The sequence below is a fragment of the Nonomuraea rosea genome (genome assembly GCF_039539705.1).
GTDB lineage: Bacteria > Actinomycetota > Actinomycetes > Streptosporangiales > Streptosporangiaceae > Nonomuraea > Nonomuraea rosea.
Genome location: NZ_BAABDQ010000012.1, coordinates 189,180 through 213,582 on the forward strand (window position 1 = coordinate 189,180; position 24,403 = coordinate 213,582).

Genomic DNA, 24,403 nt, shown 5'->3' on the forward strand with positions numbered 1-24,403 from the left:
CGCACGGCGCTCAACCGAGGATCAGCGCGGCGAGGACGAGGACGGAGCCACCGATGACGACCGTGTGGCGGATGTTCTGCAGGATCGGCATGACCCAGGCAGGGAAGGCGCTCTCGGCCGCCTTGAGCAGGGCCGGGACGTCGATGCGCCGGAGCGTCGGGTCGCCCTTGCGCTCGAAGGCCGAACGCACCGAACTGGCGGCGGTCAGCTGGCTGTAGAGGATGAGGAAGTTGCCGATGAGGACGATCGGCTGGAAAACCCAGGACAGGGTCTGGCCCCAGGCGTTCCCGGCGAGGTTGAGGACGGCCAGGATGGTCATGACCAGCGCGACGGTGGCGGGCACCGCCGTCTCGTGGCCGCTGGCGTCGAAGCTGAGCTTGTTCTCCGCGAGGACGGTGACGGGGACGCCCTGACGCCGCAGCTCGGCCTCGGCGGCCTCCTTCGCGCCGCCGCCGTAGCGGTGGCGCACCAGAGGGATGCTGATGAAGGCCAGGGCGATGAGCAGCTGCAGGGCGGCGGCGAACGTGATCATGGTCGGGTTCTCCTCATCGGTGTCCTCGGCGGGGTTCCTGCTGAACCCCGCCGGTCTCGATGGGGAAGACGATGCCGACCACGGCTGTTCGCGCACTGATGCGGTGCTGTCACGGGCCCGCGGCGGCTGTCAGCGGGCGTCCGCCGGGCCCGCGGCGGCTGTCAGCGGGCGTCCGGCGCGCCCGCTAGGCCGGTTCGAGGCCCGGCCGGGGTCCCGGGTTGAAGAAGGCGTGCAGGACGGCCTGTACGGCGGGCCGGCCCGCGCTGCCCGGCCGCAGCAGCGCGACGATGTCGCGACCGGCGTGCTCGGCCACGACGTCGATGACCCGCACACGGGGATGCTGGTGCAGGTAGGCCAGCGCCGGGATGAAGGCGATCCCGTGCCCGGCGGCCACCAGCGCGGCCACGACGGCCGAGTCGCTGCTGCGGTGCACGACGTCGGGAACGAGGCCGACCTGGCGGCACAACGCCTCGGCGAGCTGGCCGAAGTAGGTGCCCGCCTCACCGGCGATCCAGCGCTCGCCGGCCAGCTCGGCCAGCGGCACCGGGTGGCGGGAGCCGGCCAGCCGGTGACCGTAGGGCACGGCGAGGCGTACGGGGTCGCGGAAGAGCACCTCGGCCCGCAGGCCACCGGTGACGATCAGCGGCACGGTGTCGTAGGAGGGCACCACGGCCAGATCGATCTGCCCGGAGGCCACCATGACGGAGGAGTTCTCGGCGATCAGGCTGCGGCCCTCCACCCGGAGCAGCGGGTGCTCCCCGGCGAGCTCGGTCAGCAGCCGCGGCAGCACGTTGATCGCCAGCGTCTGCACCAGGCCGACGCGGACGGTGCCCGACAGGGTGCCGCTGAGCCGTTCGACGGCGGCGCCGGCGGCCTCGATCTCGGCGAGCACCCGCTCGGCGCGCAGCGCGAGCACCTGGCCCGCCTCGGTGAGCCGCAGGCCGCGGCCGACCTTCTCGGTCAGCGGGACGCCGACGCCGCGCTGCAACGCGGCGAGCTGGTGGCTGGCCGCGGAACGGGACAGGTGCAGGGCCTCCGCCGCGGCGGTGAGCGTCCCGCGCAGCCGCAGCTCGTGCAGCAGGCGAAGGGCGGGAACCGGCAGCGTCATTGGTGCACGATATCGAATGATTGACGGCAGATTGTTGAGCTTGTCGTGTCATGTGGGGTCTGTTGTGCTGGAGATCTCCGACCAGCAGAGGGGGCGGCGCGATGACCGCGGCCGGCCAGATCCAGGACCTGCGTTCCTCCGACGGGCTGCCGTACGCGGCAGGGGCGTTCCTGACCGACACCGAGGCCCACCTGCGCAAGCTGGCCGAGGCGTGGCGGCACATCCGCCACAGGCAGGCGGCGGGCGCCGAGCTGCACAACGTCAGCGGGCTCGAACGCGGGCTGCCCCTCCCGGATCCCGCCTCCGGCCTGCTCGACGACGAGTGGAGCGGCGCGCTGCACGGGGAGCGGGTTCGCGAGCTGGGCCTGGCCCATCTGGGCGGAACGGCGGACCGGCACGACATCATGGTCACGAACCGGCTGACCGCCGCCCTGTTCGCCGCCATGCAGGTGACCGTGCGGCCCGGCGACACGGTGATCGGCGTCTCGCCCGCGTACAGTCACCCGGCCATCGTGCGGGCGGTGCGTGACGCGGGCGGGCACTTCGTGGACACCGTGGGGGTGGCGGGGTTCGAGGCGGCCCTGCGCGCGCATCCCGGCGCTTCGGTGGTGACGCTGACCCGGCTGGCGGTCACGTACGACATTCTCGGCGCGGACGACCTGCGGCATGTGGTGGATCTCGCGCACGCGCACGGCGCGGTGGTCGTCGTGGACGACGCCGGGGGCGCGCGGGTCGGTCCCGCGGTCGCCGGCCAGCCGCGCACGCTGGAGCTCGGCGCCGACCTCGGCGCCACGGGCCTGGACAAGTACGGGGTGATCGGGCCACGGGTGGGTCTGCTCGGCGGGCGCGCCGATCTCGTCGCCCGGGTCCGGGCCCGGTGCTACGAGCTGGGCACCGAGTGCCGGCCGGTGCTCTATCCCGCCGTCGCGAACTGCCTGGAGTCCTACCGGCCAGAACGCGTCCGCGAGCTGGTCGGCTCCACCCGCCGGGTGGGCGCGGCCCTGCGCGCCAGGCTCGGGGACGCGCTGGTCGAGGAGACCCCGTTCATCACCCGCATCCCGGGCGAGGCCATCGCCGCCGAACTCAGCCGCCGAGCCGCCGCCGAGCCGTCCGGCGGGTCGGGGGGAGAGTCGTCCGGCCGTGTCGGTGACGGGCTGTCCCGTCCGGTGGGCGGCAGGCCGGTGACGGTGGCGCCGATCGAGGCGACCGCGCTGCTCGCGATGGCGATGCTGCGCGACCGCGGGCTGCTGACCGTGCACTTCGCGGGCCTGCCGCCGGGTACGTCGGCGCTGCTGATCAAGTTCCTGCCGCCGGAGACGATCGGCCTCCTGGGCGGGCCGGACGCCTTCGCCGCCGCCGTGGACGGCTCCCTCACCCGGGCCGCGAGCGCGCTCGCCGACGAGGACGCCGTCCGCCACCTCCTGTTCGGCCCCCCGGCCGCCGCCGCGTGACGCTCCCGATGGACGGCCTGTCAGGTCGTGGCGTCTACGCGCCGTCGTGACCAGGGCGCCTGGTACGCCCACTGCCACGCCAGTTCGAGCGGCCCCCGCTGGAACCGGCGCAGCCACAGCGAGGCGAGCGCCACGAACAGCACGCAGATGCCCGCCCACGCCACCGGCACCCACCACGGGCGCGCGGGGTCGAGGCGGACGGCCAGCCCAAGGCCCCAGCCGTAGCAGAGCACGCCGGCGACGAGGTTCTGCAGGACGTAGCAGGACAGCGCCGTCCGGCCGACGTTGGCGAGCGCGGTGCGCAGAGGCCCGGGAGCGCCGCGCAGGCCGAGCGCGATCGAGCTGATCAGCCCGAGCAGGCCCAGGGCGACCAGCGGCGGCAGGATGTACCGGTCGACGGCGAACCAGGCGGGGCCCGCGTAGGAGGTGATCAGGTTCAGGGGCGCGGCGACGCCGAGCCCGAGCACGGCGAGCCTCCTGCGCAGCCGCGCGCCGCCCTCGCCCGGGTCGAAGACGCCCGCGCGCAGCAGTCGCGCGCCGAGCAGGAACAACACGATCCCCATGGGCACGATGAAGATCAGTTCGGCCCGGTAGACGCCGAGGTTCTGGAGCCGGGCGGCGACCTGCTCCGGCCAGCTCCCCTGAGCGTAGAGAGCACCCGCCGAGCCGGGGGGTTTGGCGTCCTGGGCGGAGCCCGTGGCCAGCAGGAGCAACGTCAGCAGGCTCACCAGCGTGACGTGCAGCGCGCCCGCGGCGACCATCCACCCCGTGACCACCCGCGCGCTTCGCCCGATCAGGTACGCGACGATCACGGACGTGAGCGCGTACCCCATGAGCACGTCGAACTCGAAGATCAGGACGTAGTGCAGCGCGCCCTCTGCGAACAGCAGGGTGGCCCGCCACAGATACCGGCCCGGCCACGTCAGCCCCCGGCGCACGGCGCTCCGGTACTGCAGCTCCAGCCCGATCCCGAAGAGCAGCGTCAGCAGCCCCAGGAACTTGCCGTTGGTCAGGAACCGCAGGAACGTCTCCACCGGCCCGGAAGCCCCCAAAGCCCCCAGAAAGCCCGCAGGACCGACCGGATCAGTAAATATCCAGATATTGGTGCCTAGGGTGCCCATGATGGCCACCCCACGCAGCACGTCCAAGGCGTCGATGCGTTCGCTCACCCTTCAAGCCTCGCGCCGCGACCACCCGCGAACCTCGTCCGCGCAGGCGAAAACGGCCGTACATCCATCGATGTACGGACCCCCGACTTCAGTCGCGCCAGGCCACCGCCAGAGCGGGAAGAGTCACGCCTCCCGCCCCAGCCACCTCGCGAGCGCCTGCCCGGCCGCCACGGCGGCGCCGCCATGGTCGTCGGTCGCCCAGGCGACATAGCCGTCCGGGCGGACCAGCATCACCGCGGGCAGGCCGCCGTCGCTGCCCGTGAGGGTCACGACCTGGTCGGCGTACTCCTTGCCGGCAAGGTCGGCCGCCGCGTGCGCGGACGTCGTGTCGAGCAGGACGAACCGCCCGGTGCGCAGCGCCTCGGCCAGCCGGATGCCGCCCAGCGTGACGTCCGGCGCGTACGTCCCGGCCAGGCGGTGCGGCCGGTCCCCGTCGGGCGGGTAGGAGGTGCCGATGCCGGACAGGAACGTCCGCGGCACCCGCTGGACCGGCTCGATGCGGAAGGCGAGCCGCATGGCCACCCGGGCGAGCCGCTGGAGCAGGCCGGAGCGCATCATGACCATCCGGAACATCCGGTCGGTCACCTTGAGCACCCGCTCGCCGACGGGATGGCGCTCGGCCTCGTACGTGTCGAGCAGCCAGGCCGGCGCGGTGCCGTGCACCGTGGCGGCGAGCTTCCAGCCGAGGTTCGTGGCGTCGCCGATGCCGGTGTTCATGCCCTGCGCGCCGGCGGGGGAGTGGACGTGCGCGGCGTCGCCGGCCAGCAGCACGCGGCCGAAGCGGTAGTGCTCGGCCTGCTTGCGCTCGCTGTGGAAGCGGCTCATCCAGCGGGCCTCGGTCATACCGTAGTCGCTGCCGGCGATCTGCCGGGTGACGCGGCGCACCTCGTCGAGAGTGGGCGGCTGGTCGCCGGGCGCGGCGCCGTGCAGGAAGGAGATCGAGCGGTGGAAGCCGTCGCCGAAGGGGATGAGCAACTGGATGCCGGCGGCGTTGGCGCGGCCGAACAGCACCTCGCTCGGCGGGTCCGACAGGCGTACGTCGGCCAGGAGCAGGTTGACGTCGTAGCGCTCGCCGACGAACCGGGCCCCGACCTGCTCGCGCACGGTGCTGTGGGCGCCGTCGCAGCCCACCAGGTAGGCCGCGCGCTCGACCCGGCGGCCGTCCGGGCCCTCGATCTCGACGTCCACCCAGTCGTCGTCCTGCCGCACGCCCACCACCTCGGCCCCGCGCTCGATGGTCACGTCGAGCGCCCGGCACCGCTCTTCCAGCACTCCTTCCGTGCCGCTCTGCGGGACGATCAGCATGAACGGGTAGCGGCTGGCCAGTTTGCTGAAGTCGACGTAGACGCCCACGTTGGCCTGCGCCCGCGGCACCTTGTTGCCCCGGCTGATGACCTCGCCGGCCAGGCCGCGGGAGTCGAGGAGCTCCAGCGTGCGGGCGTTCACGCCGAAGGCGCGGGTGATGTTGGGCAGGTCGGCGCGTTTCTCCAGGATCGTGCAGCGGACACGGGCCAGGGCCAGCTCGGCGGCGAGGGCCAGCCCGGTCGGCCCGGCGCCGGCGACGATCACGTGGTCAGGGGTCATGGGAGGCCTCCTTGAGTGCGGTGCGGCCACCTGCCGGTGACCGGGTGTGCCCGATGACCGTGCCTATCTACCGTGCCTCTATCCACTACCGTTATAGTACTACTGTAGCTGTGCTTGACTCGGCTGGTCCAGCACCCGCCGCAGCATCGCGCGGGTGACCTCGCCCGGCGTCCGGCCGCCCAATGCCTGCGGCATCACCAGCGAGGTGAACAGCACGCCGTTGTAGAACGCGTTGAGCAGCGCGATCTCCTCGGCCGGCGGCTCGTGACCGCCGGTCCTGTGCGCCTCGCGGGTGAACGTCATGGCCTCGCCGGAGATGCGGGCGAACGCCTCCTGGAGCTCGGGCCTTCGCGTGCTCTCCAGCGCCAGCTCGAACAGCGCCACATAGCGCCCCTTGAACCGGCCCAGCGCCTGCTCCACCACGTCGCCGAGCAGCTCGGTCAGCCCGTCGCCGCCGGTCGCGCCCGCCCGCAGGTCGTCGATCAGCTCGAAATGGAGGTGCACGATGCGCCGCACGATCGCCTCAAGCAGCGACTCGCGGGAGCGGAAGTAGTTGGACGTCGTGCCCCGTGGCACGTCCGCCCGCACGTCCACGGTGCGGTGCGACAGCCCGTGCAGCCCTTCCGCGACGATGATGTCGATGGCCGCATCGGCCAGAAGGTCACGCCGTTGCTGGTTGCGCGGTGGCACCTGGTCACCCTTCGGGTCTCACCCATCCACTATGGCTCTAGTACTACCGTAACAGTGGTTCCCGGCGTGCTCGGCACACCGGACGGGCGAGGGCGCGCGGCGTCACGAGCCGCCGGGCGGCCGTACCGACAGGGCGTGGCGGAACACGTCGCGCGGGTCCCAGCGGGCCTTCACCCGCTGCAGGCGGGCGTAGCCGGCGCCGTAGTAGATCGTGGACCACGGCACGCCGGAGGTGTTCCACTCGGGATCGGCGTGGTCCACGTCGGGGTAGTTGATGTACGCGCCGCCGCACGCGCCCCCGGGCACCGGCGCGCCTCCGGTGGCCTCGAACGTCTTGCGATGCAGCTCGCGGACCCAGGCGAGCTGCGCGGCGCCGTCCTGGCCCGGCTCCCAGGTGGCCAGGTGCAGCATCTTCAGCATCGACCCGCGCTCGACCGTCGCGGTGGCGGCCGGGCGTACCGCGTTGACCTGGCCCCCGTACGACAGGAGCCAGAGCATCCCGGTCCGCGAGACCTCGCCGGCCGTCCCCAGCGCGTCGAAGGCCACGTCCGCCTGCTCGTCGGTGAGCGGCTCACGCAGGTACGCGGACTTGCCCTTGTACCGTCCCGACTCCGACTCGGCGCCGAGCGACAACGTGCGCACCGCCTGGAACCACGGGTCGCGCTGCAGCGGCGGCACGAACACCTCGGGGGTGACGCCCTCGGCCACGGCGGCGAAGTGGTCGCGCAGGAGCTGCTCCGCGCCCGGCACGCCGGCGTCGATCTGGGTGGGCATGATGATCCCGCCGGGATCGGCCCCCGGCTGCCGCCCCGGGATCAGCAGAGACCCCCACAGCGAGGCGTACGGGCTCCCGGGGGCGCTGTTGCGCGCGTGCCATTCGCCGTGGTTGCGCAGCAGGCGGCGGAACGACTCCCTGGTCATGCCGTTCCAGGACCAGATGGCCACGCCGGACAGCACCGTGGCGGGCGGCCGGGGGAGCAGCTTGGACGGGTCGTCGCCCTTGGCGGCCGGGTCGCGCATCCAGTACCGGGTCACGATGCCGAAGTTCCCGCCGCCGCCGCCCGTGTGTGCCCACCACAGGTCGTGGTTCGGGTCGGCCGGGTTCCTGCTCGCCACCACCGCGCGGACCCGTCCCGACTTGTCGACGACCACGACCTCGACGGCCTCCAGGTGGTCCACGGTGAGGCCGTGGCGGCGGGACAGCGGGCCGTACCCGCCGCCCGCGATGTGCCCCCCGGCGGCCACGCCCCCGCATTGGCCACCGGGGATGGTGACGCCCCACCCGAGATACAGCTCGCGGTAGGCCTGCATCAGCGTGGCCCCCGCCTCGATGGCGAACGCGCCGCGCTTCTCGTCGAAGTACACCTCCGACATCTCGCACAGGTCGATCACCACCTGCGCGCCGTCGCCGATGAAGTTCTCGTAGCAGTGGCCGCCGCTGCGCACGGTCACCCGGCGGTTCGCGCGGACGGCCTCGGTCACGGCCGCCACGACCTGTTCCGTGGAGCCGGCCAGATGGAAGTAGTCGGGTTCGTGGCGGAAGCGCTGGTTCGTCCTGCGGACCGCCAGGTCCTCGTAGCGGGGGTCGCCCGGCCGTACGACGACCGGGCCGAAAGCCGGCGCCCCAGCGCCCGATGTCAACGCGGTGCCCGATGCCAGGGCGGCCGGGGCGAAGCCCGCTGCCGCCGCCGTGCCGCCCAATGCCGCCGTGCCGCCGAGGAACCCGCGGCGTGTGACCTCGCCCATGATCCCCACCCCCTGGTGCTGGTCCGGAAATATGTGCCTCTGACGCTAGAAGCGGGGGCGGATCCGGAGAATGCATCCAGGCGTACGGCGGGGGTGGACGTAGTTACACCCGTACCGGCAAGAAGGTTGAAAGCAGCAGTTTATTCACAGCAAGCGGCTTGAAATCGGGCAATCGCACACTGTGGCCATTCCACCAGGAAAGGATCGCCCCCCGATGACGATCAGCCGCAGTCTCGCCGTCCTGGCCACCGCCGCCACCCTCACGACCCTCGCGATCAGCACCGACGCCCAGGCCGCGACGCCCGCTACGGACTCGGCCGTCAAGACGTGGGGCCCCTACTACGCTCCCGGCCACGCCGCCAAGGCCGCGGGCCTGCTGACGGTCTCCGGCGAGGACCACGCCGACATCCCGGCCGCCGCCACGCTGAAGGTCTCCGGCCAGGTGTACGACTATTCCCGCAGGTCAGCCACCTGCGGCTGGGCCGTCTTCCGCATCACCTATCGGGACGCGAAGAACAACCTGCCGTTCAAGCACCACAGCGTCCGCGACTGCACCTACCGCACCGCCAAGCGCTTCTCCTTCGAGTACCACGACGTCTACCAGGTCGAGCTCAAGGTCTGCGCCGGTGGCAAGTCGGCCAAGCCGTCGCTGAACTGCCTGTACGCGGGCACCTGGAAGACTCTCTACCTGTCGAAGTGACGCTGACGGCAGCGCCGGTCCCGGCGCTGCCGTCGTCTTTTCCGCGCGGGTCAGACCTCCTCGGACACCCCCAGGTACATCACCCTCGGGTTCGCCGGGTTGAACGTGATGGACGTGACCCGGTCGTAGGCGTTGTGCCGCGTGGTGACCCGGTTGCTGCGCGAGTCGTAGGTGTAGATGTCCGTGCCGGTCGCCGACCAGCCCGTCCCGAACGTGAAGTACACGACGCCGGGGTCCGTCGGGTGGGCGGCGATCGGCGGGCCGTTCTGCAGCGTGACCTCGTTCCCGTGGTCCACGATCGGGGTGAAGTGCCGGCCGCCGTCGAGCGAGCGGTAGATGTGCCGGCCGCCCGAGGGCACGCCCGCGTCCAGCTCCGCCAGGTTGAGGCCCATCGCGTACACGACGTTGGGCGCGGCGGGGGAGATCGCCGCGCTGAACACGTTGACCCGGTCGCCCAGCCCGGAGGCCGTGCGCCACGTGCGGCCGCCGTCGTAGGTGACGCGCGCGCCGACGCCGGCGGCGCCCAGCACCACGTGGTTCAGGTTGTACGGGTCGAACACCGCCGTGTACACCATGAGCAGCTCGCTCTGCGGCCACGCGGGCACCCCCACGGGCCGCCACGTGCGCCCGCCGTCCTTCGACTCGCGCAGCTGACCGTCCCCGTCGGCCACCCGCAGGCGGTCGGCGCGCAGCCGGTCGGCCCCGAGCCCGGCCACCTCACCGGCCGGCGAGGTGAGCGGGGTGCTGCCGCCGGGCGTGGCGAGCGAGAGGTTGCCGTCCCGGTCCCAGGCGTAGGCCCGGCCGCCGCGGGCCGCCACCAGCTCGACGTGCGAGCCGTTCACCTTGCTCACCGGCGCCCACGTGCAGCCGGCGTCATCGGAGCGCGACAGCAGGTTGTTCGACAGGGAGAGCAACTGGCCGGGGCGGTCGAGCGTGACCAGCCCGGTGGTGTAGACGACCGGCTGCAGCACCTTGCTGGTCGGCACAAGGGTCCTGCCCTCATTCCGCGTGTACGTCACCGTGCCGTCACCCGTGACCGTCTCGCAGGCCGGCTGCCGCCAGCGGCCGGAACCGTCGAAGCCGTCGCCGGCCTGCTCCGGGTCCGCGGCGGCGGGCCCGGCGGACAGGACCGCGAGCGCGGCCGCGAGCCCGATGGTGAGCACCTTGTTCACAATGTCTCCCTGTTAGGCCGAGCACATGGGACGTCGGAAGGTCCCATGTCTTGTCCTACCGGGGAGTGGATCGCCGAAGCTAGCGCAATGGCTGGCAGGTTTACGACATTGCGTGGATCTGACAAGATCGTGGATCATGAACGCCGAGGACAACGCGCTGTCGGCCGTCGGGGTGGACGCCGATGACGAGCGAATCTACCGAGACCTGCTGCGCCGCCCGCGGGCGACCCTGCCCGAGCTGGCCGAGCACACCGGCCGCACCACCGTGGCCCTGCGCCGGGCGTTCTCCAGGCTGGAGGCGCTGGGCCTGGTCAGCCGCATGGCGGGGCGTCCCGTCCGGTTCCTGCCGATCCGGCCGGACGTCGCGGTCGCCGCGCTCATCTCGCGCAGGGAGGAGGGACTGGCCCAGGCTCGTGTGGCCGCGCTCGCGCTGCTCGCCGAGACGCCGCGGATGGAGAACCTGGCGCCCGAGGAGCTGGTCGAGGTCGTGCAGGGGCAGGCGGCCGTGGTCCAGCGGTTCGCGCAGCTGCAGCAGTGCGCCACCGAGGAGCTGCTGGTGCTGGACCGGCCACCATACGCCCAGGACCCGACCGAGCAGAACGTCGCCGAGCTCGAACGCCTCGAACACGGCGTCCTCGTCCGCGGCATCTACGACGTGTCGGCCCTGGAGATCCCCGGCAAGCTGCGCCTGGCCCAGGAGTCGGCCGCGGCCGGCGAGCAGGCCAGGATCAGCCCCGAGGTGCCCATGAAGCTGGCCATCGCCGACCGGCGCACCGCGATCCTGCCGCTCAGCACCGACGCGGCCGCCCATGCCGACAGCGCGGTCGTCGTCCACTCCTCGACGCTGCTCGACGCGCTGGTCACCCTCTTCGAGGTGTTGTGGCGGTCGTCGCTGCCGCTGCCCGCCAAGCCCTCCGGGGACGTCCTCGGTGCGGAGGGGTCGCCGGATCCTGAGCTGTTCACGCTGCTGGCGGCCGGGCTCAAGGACGAGGCGGTGGCGCGTCAGCTCGGGGTGAGCCTGCGTACGGTGCACCGGCGGGTCAGTGAGCTGATGGACCGGCTCGGCGCGCGCACCCGGTTCCAGGCGGGCCTGCTCGCCGCCCGGCGCGGCTGGTGGGGCGAGGTGTGATCCCCGGCCCCGCGGACGGCCGCCGCCAGCTCGCCACCCTCACCGGACAGGGCCGGCGCGCCCCCCAGAGCACGCCGGCCCGGCCGCCCTCGCGGGACCCGAGGGGCGGCTCAGCCGAGGTTCACCCGGGTGAGTGCGTTGGCCTTGGACGCCATGATGTTCACGTTGAACACCGACATGTTGGTGGTGGTGCTCGACGTGGCCTGGCACACGAGCCGGACCACCCCCGAGGTCTGCACGGTCCGCGCCGTACCGGTGGAAAGGCTCGCGAGCTGGCCGTTGGGGAGCACCGTGGAGACCACGCCGGTGTTGTTCGTGCTGCTGCCACTGATGATCAGTAAGCTGCAGGACAGCGGGGCCGCCGTCGCGGTGTTGTTGCGGGCCGTCAGCGTCGCCACGGCCGTCCAGTGCCCGGCCGGGACGCTGAACTGGAAGGTGGCCGGCGTGTTGGCGGTCACCGTTCTGGTGGCGAACGTGTCAGCGATGATCACCTCGGGCGGCACCGCGGCGTGCGCCGGGGTCACCAGTCCCACGGTCGCGAGCGCGGCCAGCGCGGCGGCGCAGGCCGCCCAGCGTGCCCGCGTCCTTGGCAGAGTCGAAGTGGACATGAACCATCACTCCTCGCATCCGGGGCGGTTCCCCCGCCCGTCCGATGCCTCGATGGTTTCGGACGCCGTTGCAGCCACGTTGCGGCATGTCCGTGCGATGCCGGCCGCTCATTTTTGAACTGGAGCGGCCGCAGGCCCGTACCTCTGCTGTAGGACGAGGCAGGAAGGGGCGGCCCACGTGCGGCACCGGATCTTGGGCAGGCGCGCGGGCGCCGGGCTGTTGTTGTCAGCGGTCCTGCTCGCGGGACTGGGCGGGCTCGCCCGGCCGGCGGGAGCGCACGGCGCGCTGGAGAGCCCGCTCAGCAGGGCGGCGGCGTGCGGCGCTGACAGCACGCTGAGCGCGAAGGCGGCGGCCTGCCGCGCGGCGGCGAAGGTGTCCGGTTCGGTCATGCCCGGCGAATGGGACAACCTCCGGGTGGCGAACGTCGCGGGCAAGGATCGCGCGGTGATCCCGGACGGCAAGCTGTGCAGCGGCGGCCTGGCCGGTTTCAAGGGCCTCGACCTGGCCCGCTCCGACTGGCCGGCGACCACGCTGAAGCCGGGCGCGAGCCACACCTTCGAGTACCGGGGCACGATCGCGCACAGCGGCACCTTCCGGCTCTACGTCACGAAATCCGGCTATGACCCGGCCAAGCCGCTGAAGTGGGCCGACCTGGAGAGCAAGCCCTTCCTCAAGGTCACCGACCCGAAGCTGGCCGACGGCTCCTACATCTTCAAGGGCCGGCTCCCCAGCGGACGGGCCGGCCGCCACCTGATCTACACGATCTGGCAGAACTCCGATACGCCGGACACCTACTACTCCTGCTCCGACGTGATCTTCAAGAACCGTGCCACGGCGGCGCCGGCCAGGCCCGCCGCGGCGGCGGCGTACCAGGTCACGAGTACGGACGGGATTCCCTGGCAGGCGGGCGTGGTGATGCTGCTCGTCGCAGGGGCGGGTGCGGCGATGGTCATCGCCGTCCGTGCGGGCCGCCGCGACCCTCGGTAGCGGGATCCGGCGGCACCTGAAGGGGATGAGCAGTAAACCGTAAGCGCGCTCCGGCAGGCTGAAGCCATCAGTCAAAGCAACCGGAGGAGAACGCCATGAGGAAGCTCATCGAGTCGACGTTCGTCACCCTGGACGGGGTCATCAGCTCGCCCGAGGTCTGGGGCCCGCCGTACTGGGATGAGGAGCACAGCGACTACGCCGCCAAGCTGCTGTTCTCCTCCGACGCGCTGCTTCTGGGCCGGGAGACCTACCAGGGCTTCGCCGAGGCGTGGGGCACGCGGTCGGGAGACCCGTACACCGACCGGATCAACAGCCTGCCCAAGTACGTCGCCTCCACCACGCTGAAGGAGGCGGGCGACTGGAACGGCACGCTGATCGAGGGGGACGTCGCGACCGCCGTGGCCGAGCTGAAGCGGCAGCCGGGCGAGAACATCCTCAAGTTCGGCACCGGGCGGCTCGACCGCACGCTGATCGACAACGGGCTGGTCGACGAGTTCCACTTCTGGACGTTCCCCGCCGTCGCGGGCGGCGGTGACCGGCTGTTCGACGGCCTGGACGTCACGCACCTGAACCTGCTGGCGACGACCCGCTTCACGTCGGGCATCGTGGTCCTCACGTACGGGCCGAAGTAGCCCCGCGGCCAGGGGCGTGGGCGTACCCGCGCGGCGGCAGTGGCAGGATCGGATCGATGGACATCCTTGAGCAACCGCGCCCGCCGCGCGAAGTGCCGCCGCCGGGCCGGGCGGTCCAGCGGACGTCGCTGCGCATGTTCCTGGATCCCGGCCTGGGGCTGAGCTCCGACCGGCAGAGGGTCGCGGAAGCCGCGCTCGACGCCGCGATCGAGCTGGCCGGCGCCGACATGGGCAACCTGCAACTGCTCGACGAGACGGGCGGCGGGTTGCGCATCGCCGCGCAGCGCGGGTTCGGCGCGCCGTTCCTGCGCTTCTTCGAGGTCGTACGCGACGAGGCCGGCTCGGTGTGCGGCCGGGCGATGGCGCGGACCGCGCCGGTCATGGTCCGCGACGTCGCGCGAGACCCCGAGCTGGCCGGCACCCAGGCGCTGCGGATCCTGCTGGCCGCCGGCGTGCGCACGGTGCACTCCACCCCCTTGCTGGACGGACAGGGCGCGCTGCTGGGCATGCTGTCGGTCCATTACCGGGAGGTCCGCCAGCTCGTCGAGGTGGGCCAGCGCCTGATGTGGCCGCTGGCCCAGCGGGCGAGCCGCCTGCTGCGCTCCTGCCCGCCTATTTGACCCCTAAATTCGGTGTGCCGACCGCTATGGGTAGAGGTCATAGGGGTTGTCCCCCATAGGGGGTCGCCGAGAATCTTGAACTCACAGATCTCGGCGAAGGACGGGTGACCATGAGATTCGGCTTACTGGGCACGGTGGCCCTCTGGAGGGGAAACAGCGAGATCAGGCTCGCCACCAAACGCTCGAAGGCGGTCATGGCTCGCCTGCTCCTGTCACCCGGCCGCCTGGTCAGCCTCGACTCCCTGATCGACGGCCTGTACGGCGAGAGCCCGGCCAAGAGCGCCCGCAACCAGGTCCATCGCGGCGTCGGCGAGCTGCGCAAGCACAGCGTGTGCGTCGTCGAGCGCGACGGCTCGTACCTGCTCGACGTGAGCAGGGACGCCGTGGACGCCTGGCAGTTCAAGGACCTGACCGAGCGGGCGGGCTCGGCGGCGCAGCCGGGGTCCAAGGCCAGGATCCTGCGCGAGGCGCTCAAGGTGTGGCGCGGACCGGCGCTGGCCGGCCTGGACAGCGACGTCTTCCGTTCGATGGCGGTGGAGTGGGAGGAGCGGCGGCTGAGCGCCGTACAGGATCGGATCGAGGCGGACCTGGCGATCGGCCGGCACGACGAGCTGATCCCCGAGCTGCGCCGGCTGGTCGGGGAGCATCCGCTGCGCGAGCGGTTCCACTGGCAGCTCATGGCGGCCTGCTACCGGGCGGGCCGCACGGGCGAGTCCATCGCCGCCTACACCAGGCTGCGCGCGGACCTCGCCGACGAGCTGGGCATCGACCCCTCGCCCGAGGTGCGGCGGCTCTACGAGCAGATCCTCCGCCAGGAGCCCGTCGTGCGCGCGGACGGCCCCGGCCCGGACGCGCCGGCGCCGCGCCAGCTGCCCCGCCGCCCGGTGCGGATCGCCGGTCGCGGCGCGGAGCTGCGGCGGATCCAGACGGCGCTGGAAGGCGGCCGCGGCGCGGTGACGATCACCGGCTCGGCCGGGTCGGGCAAGTCCACGCTGGCGCTGGAGGCGGCCCATCGGGCGGCGGAGATGTTCCCGGACGGCTCGCTGTACAGCGCCGACCCGGACGGCGCGCTGCCCGGCATGCTGCGCGCGCTCGGTGAGACGAGCGTGCCCGAGCGGCCCGACGAGCGCCGTGGCCGCCTGCAGACGCTCCTCGCCGACCGCCGGATCCTCATCATGCTGGAGAACGTGACCAGCGCGGCCCAGATCCGCCCCCTCCTCCCGGCCGGTGACGCGTGCGCCCTCATCGCGACCGGCCGGGCGTCCCTGGCGTCCCTGCGCGAGGCCGTGGAGATCACGCTGGGCGAGCTGCCGCCCGGCGACGCGTGGACGCTGCTCGCCGACGGGGCCGGCGCGCACCGGCTGGCCGCCGAGCCCGAGGCCACCCGGCGGGTGAGCGAGCTGTGCGGCGGCCTGCCGCTGGCGCTCGACATCGCGGCCGCGAAGCTGGCGGCCAAGCCGCACTGGCGGGTCGCGACCCTGGCCGCGCGGCTGGAGGACCGCGACCGGATCCTGGGGGAGCTGCGCCACGACGACCTGGACGTACGGCCCGCGCTCGACGCCGGCTACCACGCGCTGCCGCCCGAGGCTCGTGCCCTGCTGCGCAGGATCGGCTATTACGGGAGCGCCGAACTCTCCCTGCTGGAGGCGTCCGAGCTCCTGGAGGTCTGCGCGGCGGAGGCCGAGGAGCTGATCGAGGCGCTCATCGACGCCCGCGTCGTCACCGTGCGGGGGGTCGGCGGCGGGCTGCCGCTCGCGTACGGGTGCGACAACCTGGTCCTCGCGCACGCACGGGCGCGGGCGCTGGCCGAGGACCCGATCAGCGAGCTGGACGCCGCCGTGATGCGCGCACTCGCCGCCGTCCTCGTCCCGGCCGCACAGTACTGCGGCTGACCGGCCGCCGGGCCGCAGCAGGCCACTTACGCGTCGCGGAACTCGCCGATGCGCTCCACCCTGACGAGCGTGGCCAGGCCGACGAGGGCGCGCAGGGCCTGCTGGGTCCGCTGGCCCGCCTGGGGCCCGGCTTCGACGAGGGTCCGGTCGTACGGGAGCTCCGCCACGTTCCCTGACAGCCCGCTCGCGGGGATGACCAGGCCCTTGTCCCTGGCGACCGGCGTGGAGAGGAAAAGGCTGATCAGCACCCATCCCGCGATCGCCACGCCCACGGCGAGCGCGGCGACGACGACGGCGTACCTGTGGTGCTGGAGAAGCACGCCGGCGGCGGCCAGACAGCCGCTCACCTTGGACATGGCTCCCATACTGGTTTCGGTCATCGTCACGTTTGCCGACAGACGCCACAACATGGGACTACTCCTGATGCGTTGAGAAGGGTGTGCCCGGGAGAGTGGAATCCGGCGCCGCCGGTGCCGCCGCCTCTCACTCTCCCGGGTGTTGACCGCCGGGCAAGGCCCGGTCAGTCCCGGTAGTAGCCCCAGGTGCTGTCGGCGCAGGTGCCGTTCCCGGGGCGTTGCGTGAGCTCCGAGAAGTCGCCGGCCTCTGTGAAAGACGGCGCCTCGTACATGCCCTTGATCTCCTTCATGGACGTTCCTTTCCTGGGTTGTCCGGGGGGAGCCTTTGTTTCGCTCGTCCTTGCCTCTGACATTGACGATCGTGCCCGGCCCCGTTTCCCGGCCGCTTCCCCGCCGATTCCCCAGGGCCCCGGACATGGCTGGTCCCCGCTCCCGTGCGCTGGAGGGGGAGCGGGGACGGTCCAGCCGGCCTGCTCAGGCGGCCGAGCAGGTGGTGCCGTTGAGTGCGTAGGAGGCGGGCTTGGCCGTGTTGCCCGCATGGGTGGCCTGGAAGCCGAACGAGACCGACGCTCCCGGCGCGATGGAGCCGTTGTAGGAGGCGTTCGTCGCGGTGACCTGACCGGTGGACGGCGAGACGGAGGCGTTCCACGCGGAGGTGACCGTCTGCCCCTGTGGCAGCGTGAAGGCCAGCCGCCAGCCGCTCACCGGCGCCGAGCTCGAGTTGGTGATCGAGATCGCGGTCGTGAAGCCCGTGTTCCAGGTGTTCATCGTGTACGTCACCTGGCAGGGGCCCGTGGCCGTCGGGGTCACGGTGGGAGTCACCGTGGGCGTCACGGTCGGCGTGACGGTGGGAGTGCTCGTCGGGCCGGTGTTCAGGCCGAAGAAGCGGATCGTCTCGGCGGCCATCCCGGCCCTGGGCAGGTCGTGCCCCGCTCCCTGGATGCTGATCGCCTCGACCGGCGCCATGCCGCCCGTGCCGCCGTACCGCGTGCGGGTGTAGCCCGCCTGCGGCGTGTCGGTGAGGCTCGGCGTCTGGCTCAGGCCGTGGACGTTGGTCCACTGCTTGATCTGCTCCTGGAAGTTGGGATAGCGCAGGGTGGCGTCCTCGGTGCCGTGCCAGATCTGCATCCGGGGCCGCGCCCCGCTGTAGCCCGGGTACGCCGCCCGCACCAGGTCACCCCACTGCTGCGGCGTGCGCACGATCTGCCCGTTGGCGCACGCGCTGTTCCAGCTCGACCCGTCGGTGGTGGCGAAGCAGGCGAACGGCACGCCCATGTACGCCGACCCCGCCTTGAACACGTCGGGATAGTCGCCGAGCAGCACGTTGGTCGTCATCGCGCCGGAGGACGCCCCGGTGACGAACGTGCGGTCGGGGTCGCCGCCGTAGCGCTGCTGGACGTACCTGGTCATCGACACGATGCCCACCGGGTCGCTGCCGCCGTCGTGCCGCAGCGCCTGCGGCGAGGAGACGTCGAAGCAGGCGCCGCTTCTGGTGGCCGACGGGTAGACGACGATGAACTTGTACCGGTCGGCCAGCGAGGCGAACTCGGTGCCCGAGTAGAAGGCGGGGCCTGAGCCGGTGCAGTAGTGCACGGCGACCAGGACCGGCGGCCGGGCTCCGACGCCGTCGGGGACGTACAGATGCATCCGCAGGTTGCTGGGGTTGGTGCCGAAGCCGGTGATCTCCGTCAGCTGGGCCGACGAGGCCGGTGTGGCCAGCGCCAGGCCCGTGGCGGCGAGCACCGCCGCCATGATCGTGAATCCCGCCATACGAACTCGCACTCTCATCCGAGGCCCTTTCGCTCGCGCCCGAAACATTTCGATATTGAAGCGAAAGTTTCAAATTGGCAAGCGCAGGACCCTTGACCCCCGCTGTGGCCTGCTCCAACGTGCGGAAACGATCTGATGGGCCGCGAAAGTTTCATCCGCCGGAGCAGGCCCAGGGAGACGTCAGGGCTGCACGGCCGGCGGCGCGACGGCGCGCATCCGCTCGAAGTTGGCCGCGTACTGGTCGTACACGGCCAGGTTGCCGATGCGCAGCAGGGTCTCGTCGTTGCGGCGCAGCGAGGTCTCGTTGTAGTTGTGGCTGCCGGTGAAGACCCAGCGGGCATCGCGCTCGCCGTCGTACGTGCCCTCGACCAGCAGATACTTGGAGTGGACGCGACCGGGCAGCGCGCTCCCGTCGCCCAGGACGCGCAGCTCGACGCGCGGCTCGGCCAGCAGGAGCCGCTTGACCTCGTCGTCCATGATCCCGTACACGATCCGCACCGTGCAGCCGCGCGCGGCCAGGTCGCGCAGCTTCTCCGGGATCGCGATGCGGTAGGTGTCCCATTCCGACATGCCGACGCGGATCGTCGTGCCGCCCTTGCAGGACACCTTGCCGAGGTAGGTCAGGATGGGGTCGCCGCTCGCCTTGGGGAAGAAGTGCGCGTGCACCGGGCCGCCCCGCGAGCCGGTCCTGACGACCCGGTAGTAGTCGAGGTCCTTGCGCTCGGCCGCCAGGTCGGCGAAGTAGCCGGCGTAGGCCGCGTACAGGGCGCGGTTGCCGGGCAGGACGACCGCGTTGTTCCAGTACGTGGAGGAGTTGAGGTCGGTCAGGTTGGCCGACGACTGCACCACCACGTCGGAGGCGCCGCCGGTGCGGGAGAACAGGTAGAACTTGTTGTGCTGCCCCTTGTTCCCGATGCACGCGGCCGTGCCTCCCGACGGCGGCCCGGTGCAGACGTGCACCCACGAGCCGGCCGCGGGATCGGTGCCCAGCTCGGCCGACAGCTTCGCGGCGATGGCCGCGCCGCGCGTGTCACCGTCCAGGACGACCTGTACGTCCACGTCGCGGCGGTGCGCCTCGATCAGCGCGTCGGCGAACTCCGTGCCCGCCGTGCCCGACATGACGAAGTGCGCGACCTGGATGCGGGCCCCCGGCGGGGTCTGGCGGACCAGGCCGCAGATGGTCCGCACGAGGGCGGCCGGGTCGCCGCCCGCCGGATCGTTGAACACCGCGCCCGTCGTGACGGGCGTGACGGGCGCGTCCGCGCACGTGCTCGACGCGGCCACGGCCGGGCCGCCGCCCGTGAGCGCGAGCGCGCCCGTGACGACACCGGTGGCGAGTGCGGAGATGAGCTTGCCTGGCATGGATCACTCCTTCACGAGGCGGCCTGCCTCGACGCGGGGGGATGGAGTCAGGGGGTCAGGCGGGCGAGTGGACGACTCCGGGGAAGTGGCAGGCGACGGGGTGGCCCGTGTCCCGGTCGATCAGCGCCGGCTCCTCCTCGCGGCACCGGTCCTCGGCCCGCCAGCAGCGCGTACGGAACCGGCAGCCCGACGGCGGGTTCAGCGGCGAGGGGACGTCCCCGGTCAGGACGATCTCGCCGTGCCCGCCGTCCCGCCCGCCGTCCCGCCAGTCGTCCAGGCTCGGCGCCGCCGACAGCAGCGCCTGCGTGTACGGGTGCGACGGGCCGCCGTAGAGGCTCTCCTTGGAGCCGGATTCGACGATCTTGCCCAGATACATGACCGCCACCCGGTCGCACAGGTGCCGGACGACGCCCAGGTCATGCGAGATGAACAGGTACGCGACGCCCAGGTCCCGCTGCAGCTCCTGGAGCAGGTTGAGGATCTGGGCACGTACCGAGACGTCGAGCGCGGACACGGCCTCGTCGCAGACGATCAGCCGGGGCCGCACCGCCAGCGCCCTGGCGATGCTGATGCGCTGCCGCTGCCCGCCGGAGAACTGGTGGGGGTAGCGGCCGGCGTGCTCGGGGCGCAGGCCGACGCGGCCGAGCAGGGCGCGTACCTCCTCGTCCCAGCGCTCGCGCGGCACCAGGCCGGGATGGATCCGCCAGGCCTCCTTGATCAGGGCGGCGACGGTCATGCGCGGGTTCAGCGCGGCGTACGGGTCCTGGAAGATGAGCTGGATCTCCCTGCGCAACCGGCGCAGCTCCTTGGCCGGCAGCGTGGCCAGGTCGCGGCCCTCGAACAGGACCCTGCCCGCGGCCGGTCGCACCAGGCCGACGATGGTCCGCGCGATCGTGGACTTGCCGCACCCGGACTCGCCGACCAGGCCGACGGTCTCGCCGGCGCGGACGGTCAGGCTCACGCCGGCCACGGCGCGCACCTCGCCGCCCGCCCGGCCGATCCCGGCGCGCAGCCGGTAGCTGGTCACCAGATCGGTCAGCTCCAGCAGGGGCTCAGGCTCGGAGGCCATTCACGATCACCTCCTCGGCGAAGTGGCAGGCGCTGGCCCGGCGGGGGCCGAGCGTGCGCGGCGCGGGGTCGTCCGTGCGGCAGACGTCCCTGGCGAACGGGCAGCGCGGGTGGAAGGCACAGCCTTCGGGCGGCGCGGCCAGGTCGGGCGGCTGGCCGTCGATCGCCTCCAGCGGGGCGCCGGCGTCGCGAGGGTCGGGCACGGCCCGCATCAGCCCCAGCGTGTACGGGTGCGCGGGCCGCTCGTACACCTCGGCCACGGTGCCCGTCTCCACGATGCGGCCGGCGTACATGACGGCCACCCGGTCGGCCGCCCGCGCGACCACGCCGAGATCGTGGCTGATGAGGATCATGCCCAGCCGCTCGGCCTGCTGACGCTGCCGCAGCAGCCGCAGGATCTGCGCCTGGACGGTCACGTCCAGCGCGGTGGTGGGCTCGTCGGCGATCAGCAGCCGCGGGTCGAGCGCCAGCGCCATCGCGATCATCACGCGCTGCCGCATGCCGCCGGAGAAGCGGTGCGGATGGTCGTCCAGCCGCCGCTCGGCGTCCGGGATGCCGACCTGCGTCATCAGCTCCGCCGCCCGGCGCCGGGCCTCGGCCCGGCGGGTGCCGCGATGCCTGCGGAACATCTCCGCGATCTGATAGCCCACGGTCAGCGACGGGTTGAGCGCGCTCAGCGGATCCTGGAAGATCATCGCGATCCGCTCGCCGCGCAGCTCGCGCCACTCGCGGTCGGGCAGGCCGACGACGTCGCGCCCCTCGATCGTGACGCGCCCGCCGGCGATCCGGGCCGTCAGCGGCACCAGCCCCATCAGCGTCTGCGCGGTCACGCTCTTGCCGCTGCCCGACTCGCCGACGATCGCGAGCGTCTCGCACTCGCCGACCTCGAACGACACCCCGCGCACGGCCCGCAGCGGGCCCTTCGGCGTGTCGAACTCCACGGCCAGGTCCTCGACCTCCAGCAGGTTCACCATGGTCACAGCTCCGTCATCGGGTCGGAGGCGTCGCGCAGCAGGTCGCCGAGTATGCCGATGCTCACCACGACGAGCGCCAGTGCGGCGCCGGGCGCGGCGGCGATCCACCAGGCCGAGGCCAGGTAGTCGCGGCCTTCGGCGATCGTCGAGCCCCAGGACGCCTGGGAGGCCGGCACGCCGAGTCCGAGGAAGCTCAGCGACGCCTCGGCCACCATGGTGAGGCCGACCTGCACGGTCGCCGCCACCAGCAGCGGCGGCAGGCACGACGGCAGGATGTAGGTGAGCAGGATGCGCGCGTGCGAGGCGCCCATCACCCGCGCCGAGTCCACGAACTCCCGGTCGCGCACGGCGAGCGCCGAGCCGCGCACCACCCTGGCGAAGATCACCCACCGGGTGACGGCGAGCGCGATGATCACGTTCACCATGCTCGGGCCGAGCACGCCGGCCAGCAGGATGGCCAGCAGCAGGCTGGGGAAGGCGAGCTGGATGTCGCCGATCCTGGAGATGATCCCGTCGGCCCAGCCGCCGAAGTAGCCGGCGAGCAGGCCGAGCAGCAGCCCCACGGACCCGCCGACGACCACGGTCACCAGGGCCACGGTCAGCGACGTGCGCATCCCGGCCAGCACCTCGGCCAGGATGTCCTGGCCGACCTGGTTGGTGCCGAGCCAGGCGACGACGCCGTCGGACAGCCGGCTGCCCGGGGGCAGCAGCCGGTCCACGGGACTCGTACGTGCCGCGTCGAACGGCGCGAGCAGCGGCCCGAGCAGTCCGGCCAGCACGAACAGCAGCACGGTCCCGAGCGCCAGGCGGGCGCGCAGGGGCAGCACCCTGAGCCGGCCAGGAAGCGCCCTGACCTCGGTGTTCACTGACATCAGGCGTTCTCCAACTGGATCCTGGGGTCGAGGTACACGTAGAGCACGTCGACCAGCAGGTTGAGCAGGATGTAGCAGACCGTGATGACGGTCAGGACGGCCTCGACCACGGCGTAGTCGCGGAAGGTGATCGAGTCCACCAGCAGCGACCCGATCCCGGGCCAGGCGAAGATCACCTCGACGATGACGCCGTTGGCGATGAAGTAGCCCATGAGCAGGCCCAGCATGGTCACCACCGGGACCAGGGTGTTGCGCAGCACGTGGACGTAGAAGACCACCCGGTGGCTCAGCCCCTTGGCGTGCGCCGTGCGGACGTAGTCCTGGTTCATCTCTTCGAGGATCCCGGTCCGTACGAGCCGGCCCAGCCACCCCACGAACGGCAGCGCCAGCGTCAGCGCGGGCAGCAGCAGGCTCACCATGCTCCCGTCGGCCGTGCTGGGCAGGATCTGCAGCCAGCGGGCGAAGATCAGCGACAGCATGATGCCGATCCAGAACGGCGGCAGCGCCTGGCCGACCAGCGAGGACACGGAGACGAGGTGGTCGGCCCAGGTGTTCGCGCGCCGGGCGGCGAACGAGCCGGTCGCGAAGCCCAGCAGGATCGTGATCACCATCGCCCACGCGGACAGGGTGAGCGTCGGGCCGAGCCGTTCCATGGTGGCGTCCAGGGCGCTGACGCCCTGCCGCCAGGACTGGCCGAAGTCCAGGGTGACGACGGCCCGCAGGTGGTCGAAGTACTGGACGATCAGCGGGTCGCGGAGCCCGAGCTGGGCGCGCAGCGTCTCCAGCGCCTCGGGCGTGGCCTGGCTGCCGAGGATCAGCTCGGCCGGGTCGCCGGGCAGCACGCGCAGGGCGATGAAGACGATCGTGATGGCGCCCCAGATCTGCAGCAGCGCCTGGGCGAGCCGCCGCCCGAGGAAGGCGGTCATGTGCCGCTCCCGCCGCTCGACGCCCGTACGACCAGGCTGGGCGGGAACAGGATCTGCTCAGGAGTGCCCTCGGCCGCCGGCCCCTTGAGCCGCCGCAGCATGTGGTCCACGGCGGACACGGCGATGTCGGCGGCGGGCAGCTCCACGGTGGTGAGCGAGGGGATCACGTAGGGGGCGAACGGGTGCCCGCCGTAGCCGACGACCAGTATGTCCTCGGGGATCCGCAGCCCGGCCTCGTCGGCGACCCGGTAGACGCCGAGCGCGAAGTAGTCGTTGCCGGCCACGAACGCCATCGGCCGCTGCGCCGTCCGCACGACCTCCCTGGCCAGCCGGTACGCCTCGCTCGGGTCCCACGGCATGGCGCTCTGCTCCAGCCGGCGGGTCGGCACTTTGATCATGGTGTCCGGCTCGATGGGCAGGCCGCTGTCGGCCATGGCCCGCCGGTAGCCCTCGACGCGGTCGGCCACCGACGAGACGCCCAGGTCCTCCTCCAGGAAGTAGATCTTCCTGGCGCCCTGCGCGATGGCGTGCCTGGCCGCCTCGTAGCCGCCCTTGACGTGGTCGACGCCCACCAGGTCGGTGTTCAGCTCGGGCACGTCACGGTTGATCAGCACGACCGGGACCCCGGCCGCCCTGAACCGCCGCCAATGGTCGGCCCCCTCCTGCACCGTCACCACGAGCACCCCGTCCACGCCGCGGCGCAGCAGCTCCTCGGCCGCGCGCCGCTCGTTGGCCAGGCTCTCCTCGGTCGCCATCAGCAGTAAGGAGTAGCCGTGCCGCCGGCAGTGCTGCTCCATCCCGCTGATGAGCTGGGCGTAGAAGGGGTTCGACGGATTGGTGATCACCATGCCGAGCGTGCTCGCCGAGCCCAGGACCAGCGACCTGGCCGTCGAGTTCGGCACGTAGCCGAGCCGCTCGGCCTCGGCCTTGACCCGGTTCCGCGTCTCCACGCCGACGCTGTCCTTGTCGGCGAGCGCCCTGGAGACGGTGTTCACCGAGACGCCGAGGCTCTCGGCGATGTGCTTCAGTGTGGTGCGGCGTGCCTCACGCATGG

24 protein-coding genes are annotated in these 24,403 nt (G+C 72.1%); 7 read left to right on the forward strand and 17 right to left on the reverse strand.

Annotated features, from left to right (window positions below; translation table 11 throughout):
• Positions 1 to 10: 10 nt before the first annotated feature.
• Both ABEA43_RS27280 and ABEA43_RS27285 read right to left on the reverse strand, forming a co-directional pair.
• Positions 11 to 532, reverse strand: a complete 522-nt coding sequence (locus tag ABEA43_RS27280) for a hypothetical protein (protein ID WP_345566127.1) — start codon at positions 530 to 532, stop codon at positions 11 to 13.
• Between the two features lie 184 nt (positions 533 to 716).
• Positions 717 to 1,640: a LysR family transcriptional regulator gene (locus ABEA43_RS27285; protein ID WP_345566129.1), complete on the reverse strand. Its 924-nt coding sequence runs from the start codon at positions 1,638 to 1,640 to the stop codon at positions 717 to 719.
• 101 nt (positions 1,641 to 1,741) lie between these two features.
• Between ABEA43_RS27285 and ABEA43_RS27290 the strand changes: the two genes are divergently transcribed.
• Complete coding sequence (locus tag ABEA43_RS27290; RefSeq protein ID WP_345566131.1) at positions 1,742 to 3,091, forward strand: aminotransferase class I/II-fold pyridoxal phosphate-dependent enzyme; 1,350 nt, start codon at positions 1,742 to 1,744, stop codon at positions 3,089 to 3,091.
• 20 nt (positions 3,092 to 3,111) lie between these two features.
• Here ABEA43_RS27290 and ABEA43_RS27295 read toward each other — a convergent pair whose 3' ends face one another.
• The 4 genes from ABEA43_RS27295 to ABEA43_RS27310 all read right to left on the reverse strand — a co-directional run bounded on the left by ABEA43_RS27295 (position 3,112) and on the right by ABEA43_RS27310 (position 8,280).
• Positions 3,112 to 4,260: a DUF418 domain-containing protein gene (locus ABEA43_RS27295; protein ID WP_345566133.1), complete on the reverse strand. Its 1,149-nt coding sequence runs from the start codon at positions 4,258 to 4,260 to the stop codon at positions 3,112 to 3,114.
• Positions 4,261 to 4,383: 123 nt separating this feature from the next.
• Positions 4,384 to 5,844: an FAD-dependent monooxygenase gene (locus ABEA43_RS27300; RefSeq protein WP_345566135.1), complete on the reverse strand. Its 1,461-nt coding sequence runs from the start codon at positions 5,842 to 5,844 to the stop codon at positions 4,384 to 4,386.
• A gap of 99 nt (positions 5,845 to 5,943) precedes the next feature.
• The gene (locus ABEA43_RS27305; protein ID WP_345566137.1) at positions 5,944 to 6,534 is read right to left on the reverse strand and encodes a TetR/AcrR family transcriptional regulator; all 591 of its coding nucleotides are present in this window, start codon (positions 6,532 to 6,534) and stop codon (positions 5,944 to 5,946) included.
• Between the two features lie 102 nt (positions 6,535 to 6,636).
• Positions 6,637 to 8,280, reverse strand: coding sequence for an FAD-binding oxidoreductase (locus ABEA43_RS27310; RefSeq protein WP_345566139.1), 1,644 nt, complete (start codon positions 8,278 to 8,280; stop codon positions 6,637 to 6,639).
• Positions 8,281 to 8,494: 214 nt separating this feature from the next.
• Here ABEA43_RS27310 and ABEA43_RS27315 point away from each other — a divergent pair, with 214 nt between their 5' ends.
• Positions 8,495 to 8,980: a hypothetical protein gene (locus ABEA43_RS27315; RefSeq protein WP_345566141.1), complete on the forward strand. Its 486-nt coding sequence runs from the start codon at positions 8,495 to 8,497 to the stop codon at positions 8,978 to 8,980.
• Positions 8,981 to 9,030: 50 nt separating this feature from the next.
• On the opposite strand, the gene ABEA43_RS27320 is transcribed toward ABEA43_RS27315, so the two are convergent.
• The gene (locus ABEA43_RS27320; RefSeq protein ID WP_345566142.1) at positions 9,031 to 10,152 is read right to left on the reverse strand and encodes a WD40/YVTN/BNR-like repeat-containing protein; all 1,122 of its coding nucleotides are present in this window, start codon (positions 10,150 to 10,152) and stop codon (positions 9,031 to 9,033) included.
• Between the two features lie 136 nt (positions 10,153 to 10,288).
• On the opposite strand from ABEA43_RS27320, the gene ABEA43_RS27325 reads away from it, so the two are divergent.
• Entirely contained in the window at positions 10,289 to 11,281 is a 993-nt protein-coding gene (locus ABEA43_RS27325; RefSeq protein ID WP_345566144.1) for a helix-turn-helix transcriptional regulator, read from the forward strand.
• Positions 11,282 to 11,391: 110 nt separating this feature from the next.
• Here ABEA43_RS27325 and ABEA43_RS27330 read toward each other — a convergent pair whose 3' ends face one another.
• Entirely contained in the window at positions 11,392 to 11,889 is a 498-nt protein-coding gene (locus tag ABEA43_RS27330; protein ID WP_345566147.1) for a hypothetical protein, read from the reverse strand.
• Positions 11,890 to 12,067: 178 nt separating this feature from the next.
• Here ABEA43_RS27330 and ABEA43_RS27335 point away from each other — a divergent pair, with 178 nt between their 5' ends.
• From ABEA43_RS27335 to ABEA43_RS27350, 4 genes are all read left to right on the forward strand, one after another.
• A complete protein-coding gene (locus ABEA43_RS27335; protein ID WP_345566150.1) occupies positions 12,068 to 12,877 on the forward strand; it encodes a lytic polysaccharide monooxygenase auxiliary activity family 9 protein in 810 nt (269 codons plus the stop codon).
• A 95-nt stretch (positions 12,878 to 12,972) separates the two neighbouring features.
• Positions 12,973 to 13,509, forward strand: a complete 537-nt coding sequence (locus tag ABEA43_RS27340; protein WP_345566152.1) for a dihydrofolate reductase family protein — start codon at positions 12,973 to 12,975, stop codon at positions 13,507 to 13,509.
• A gap of 56 nt (positions 13,510 to 13,565) precedes the next feature.
• Positions 13,566 to 14,129 (forward strand): GAF domain-containing protein, encoded by a 564-nt coding sequence (locus ABEA43_RS27345; protein ID WP_345566154.1) that lies wholly within the window; start codon positions 13,566 to 13,568, stop codon positions 14,127 to 14,129.
• A gap of 110 nt (positions 14,130 to 14,239) precedes the next feature.
• Positions 14,240 to 16,021 (forward strand): AfsR/SARP family transcriptional regulator, encoded by a 1,782-nt coding sequence (locus ABEA43_RS27350; RefSeq protein WP_345566155.1) that lies wholly within the window; start codon positions 14,240 to 14,242, stop codon positions 16,019 to 16,021.
• A gap of 26 nt (positions 16,022 to 16,047) precedes the next feature.
• On the opposite strand, the gene ABEA43_RS27355 is transcribed toward ABEA43_RS27350, so the two are convergent.
• The 9 genes from ABEA43_RS27355 to ABEA43_RS27395 form a co-directional block, all read right to left on the reverse strand.
• Complete coding sequence (locus ABEA43_RS27355) at positions 16,048 to 16,377, reverse strand: hypothetical protein (RefSeq protein WP_345566156.1); 330 nt, start codon at positions 16,375 to 16,377, stop codon at positions 16,048 to 16,050.
• A 164-nt stretch (positions 16,378 to 16,541) separates the two neighbouring features.
• Positions 16,542 to 16,667 carry a lasso RiPP family leader peptide-containing protein gene (locus ABEA43_RS27360; RefSeq protein ID WP_345566157.1) on the reverse strand — a complete coding sequence of 42 codons (126 nt, stop codon included), beginning with the start codon at positions 16,665 to 16,667 and terminating at the stop codon, positions 16,542 to 16,544.
• 184 nt (positions 16,668 to 16,851) lie between these two features.
• The gene (locus ABEA43_RS27365; RefSeq protein ID WP_345566159.1) at positions 16,852 to 18,147 is read right to left on the reverse strand and encodes an extracellular catalytic domain type 1 short-chain-length polyhydroxyalkanoate depolymerase; all 1,296 of its coding nucleotides are present in this window, start codon (positions 18,145 to 18,147) and stop codon (positions 16,852 to 16,854) included.
• A 180-nt stretch (positions 18,148 to 18,327) separates the two neighbouring features.
• A complete protein-coding gene (locus ABEA43_RS27370; protein ID WP_345566160.1) occupies positions 18,328 to 19,509 on the reverse strand; it encodes a phospholipase D-like domain-containing protein in 1,182 nt (393 codons plus the stop codon).
• 55 nt (positions 19,510 to 19,564) lie between these two features.
• Positions 19,565 to 20,578: an ABC transporter ATP-binding protein gene (locus tag ABEA43_RS27375; RefSeq protein ID WP_345566161.1), complete on the reverse strand. Its 1,014-nt coding sequence runs from the start codon at positions 20,576 to 20,578 to the stop codon at positions 19,565 to 19,567.
• A complete protein-coding gene (locus ABEA43_RS27380; protein ID WP_345566163.1) occupies positions 20,562 to 21,551 on the reverse strand; it encodes an ABC transporter ATP-binding protein in 990 nt (329 codons plus the stop codon). The genes ABEA43_RS27375 and ABEA43_RS27380 overlap by 17 nt, the downstream gene beginning before the upstream one ends.
• Before the next feature lie 2 nt (positions 21,552 to 21,553).
• A complete protein-coding gene (locus tag ABEA43_RS27385; protein ID WP_345566165.1) occupies positions 21,554 to 22,423 on the reverse strand; it encodes an ABC transporter permease in 870 nt (289 codons plus the stop codon).
• Positions 22,423 to 23,349 carry an ABC transporter permease gene (locus ABEA43_RS27390; RefSeq protein ID WP_345566166.1) on the reverse strand — a complete coding sequence of 309 codons (927 nt, stop codon included), beginning with the start codon at positions 23,347 to 23,349 and terminating at the stop codon, positions 22,423 to 22,425. Before ABEA43_RS27390 ends, ABEA43_RS27385 begins: the two co-directional genes overlap by 1 nt.
• Positions 23,346 to 24,401: a LacI family DNA-binding transcriptional regulator gene (locus tag ABEA43_RS27395; RefSeq protein WP_345566168.1), complete on the reverse strand. Its 1,056-nt coding sequence runs from the start codon at positions 24,399 to 24,401 to the stop codon at positions 23,346 to 23,348. The genes ABEA43_RS27390 and ABEA43_RS27395 overlap by 4 nt, the downstream gene beginning before the upstream one ends.
• Positions 24,402 to 24,403: the final 2 nt, after the last annotated feature.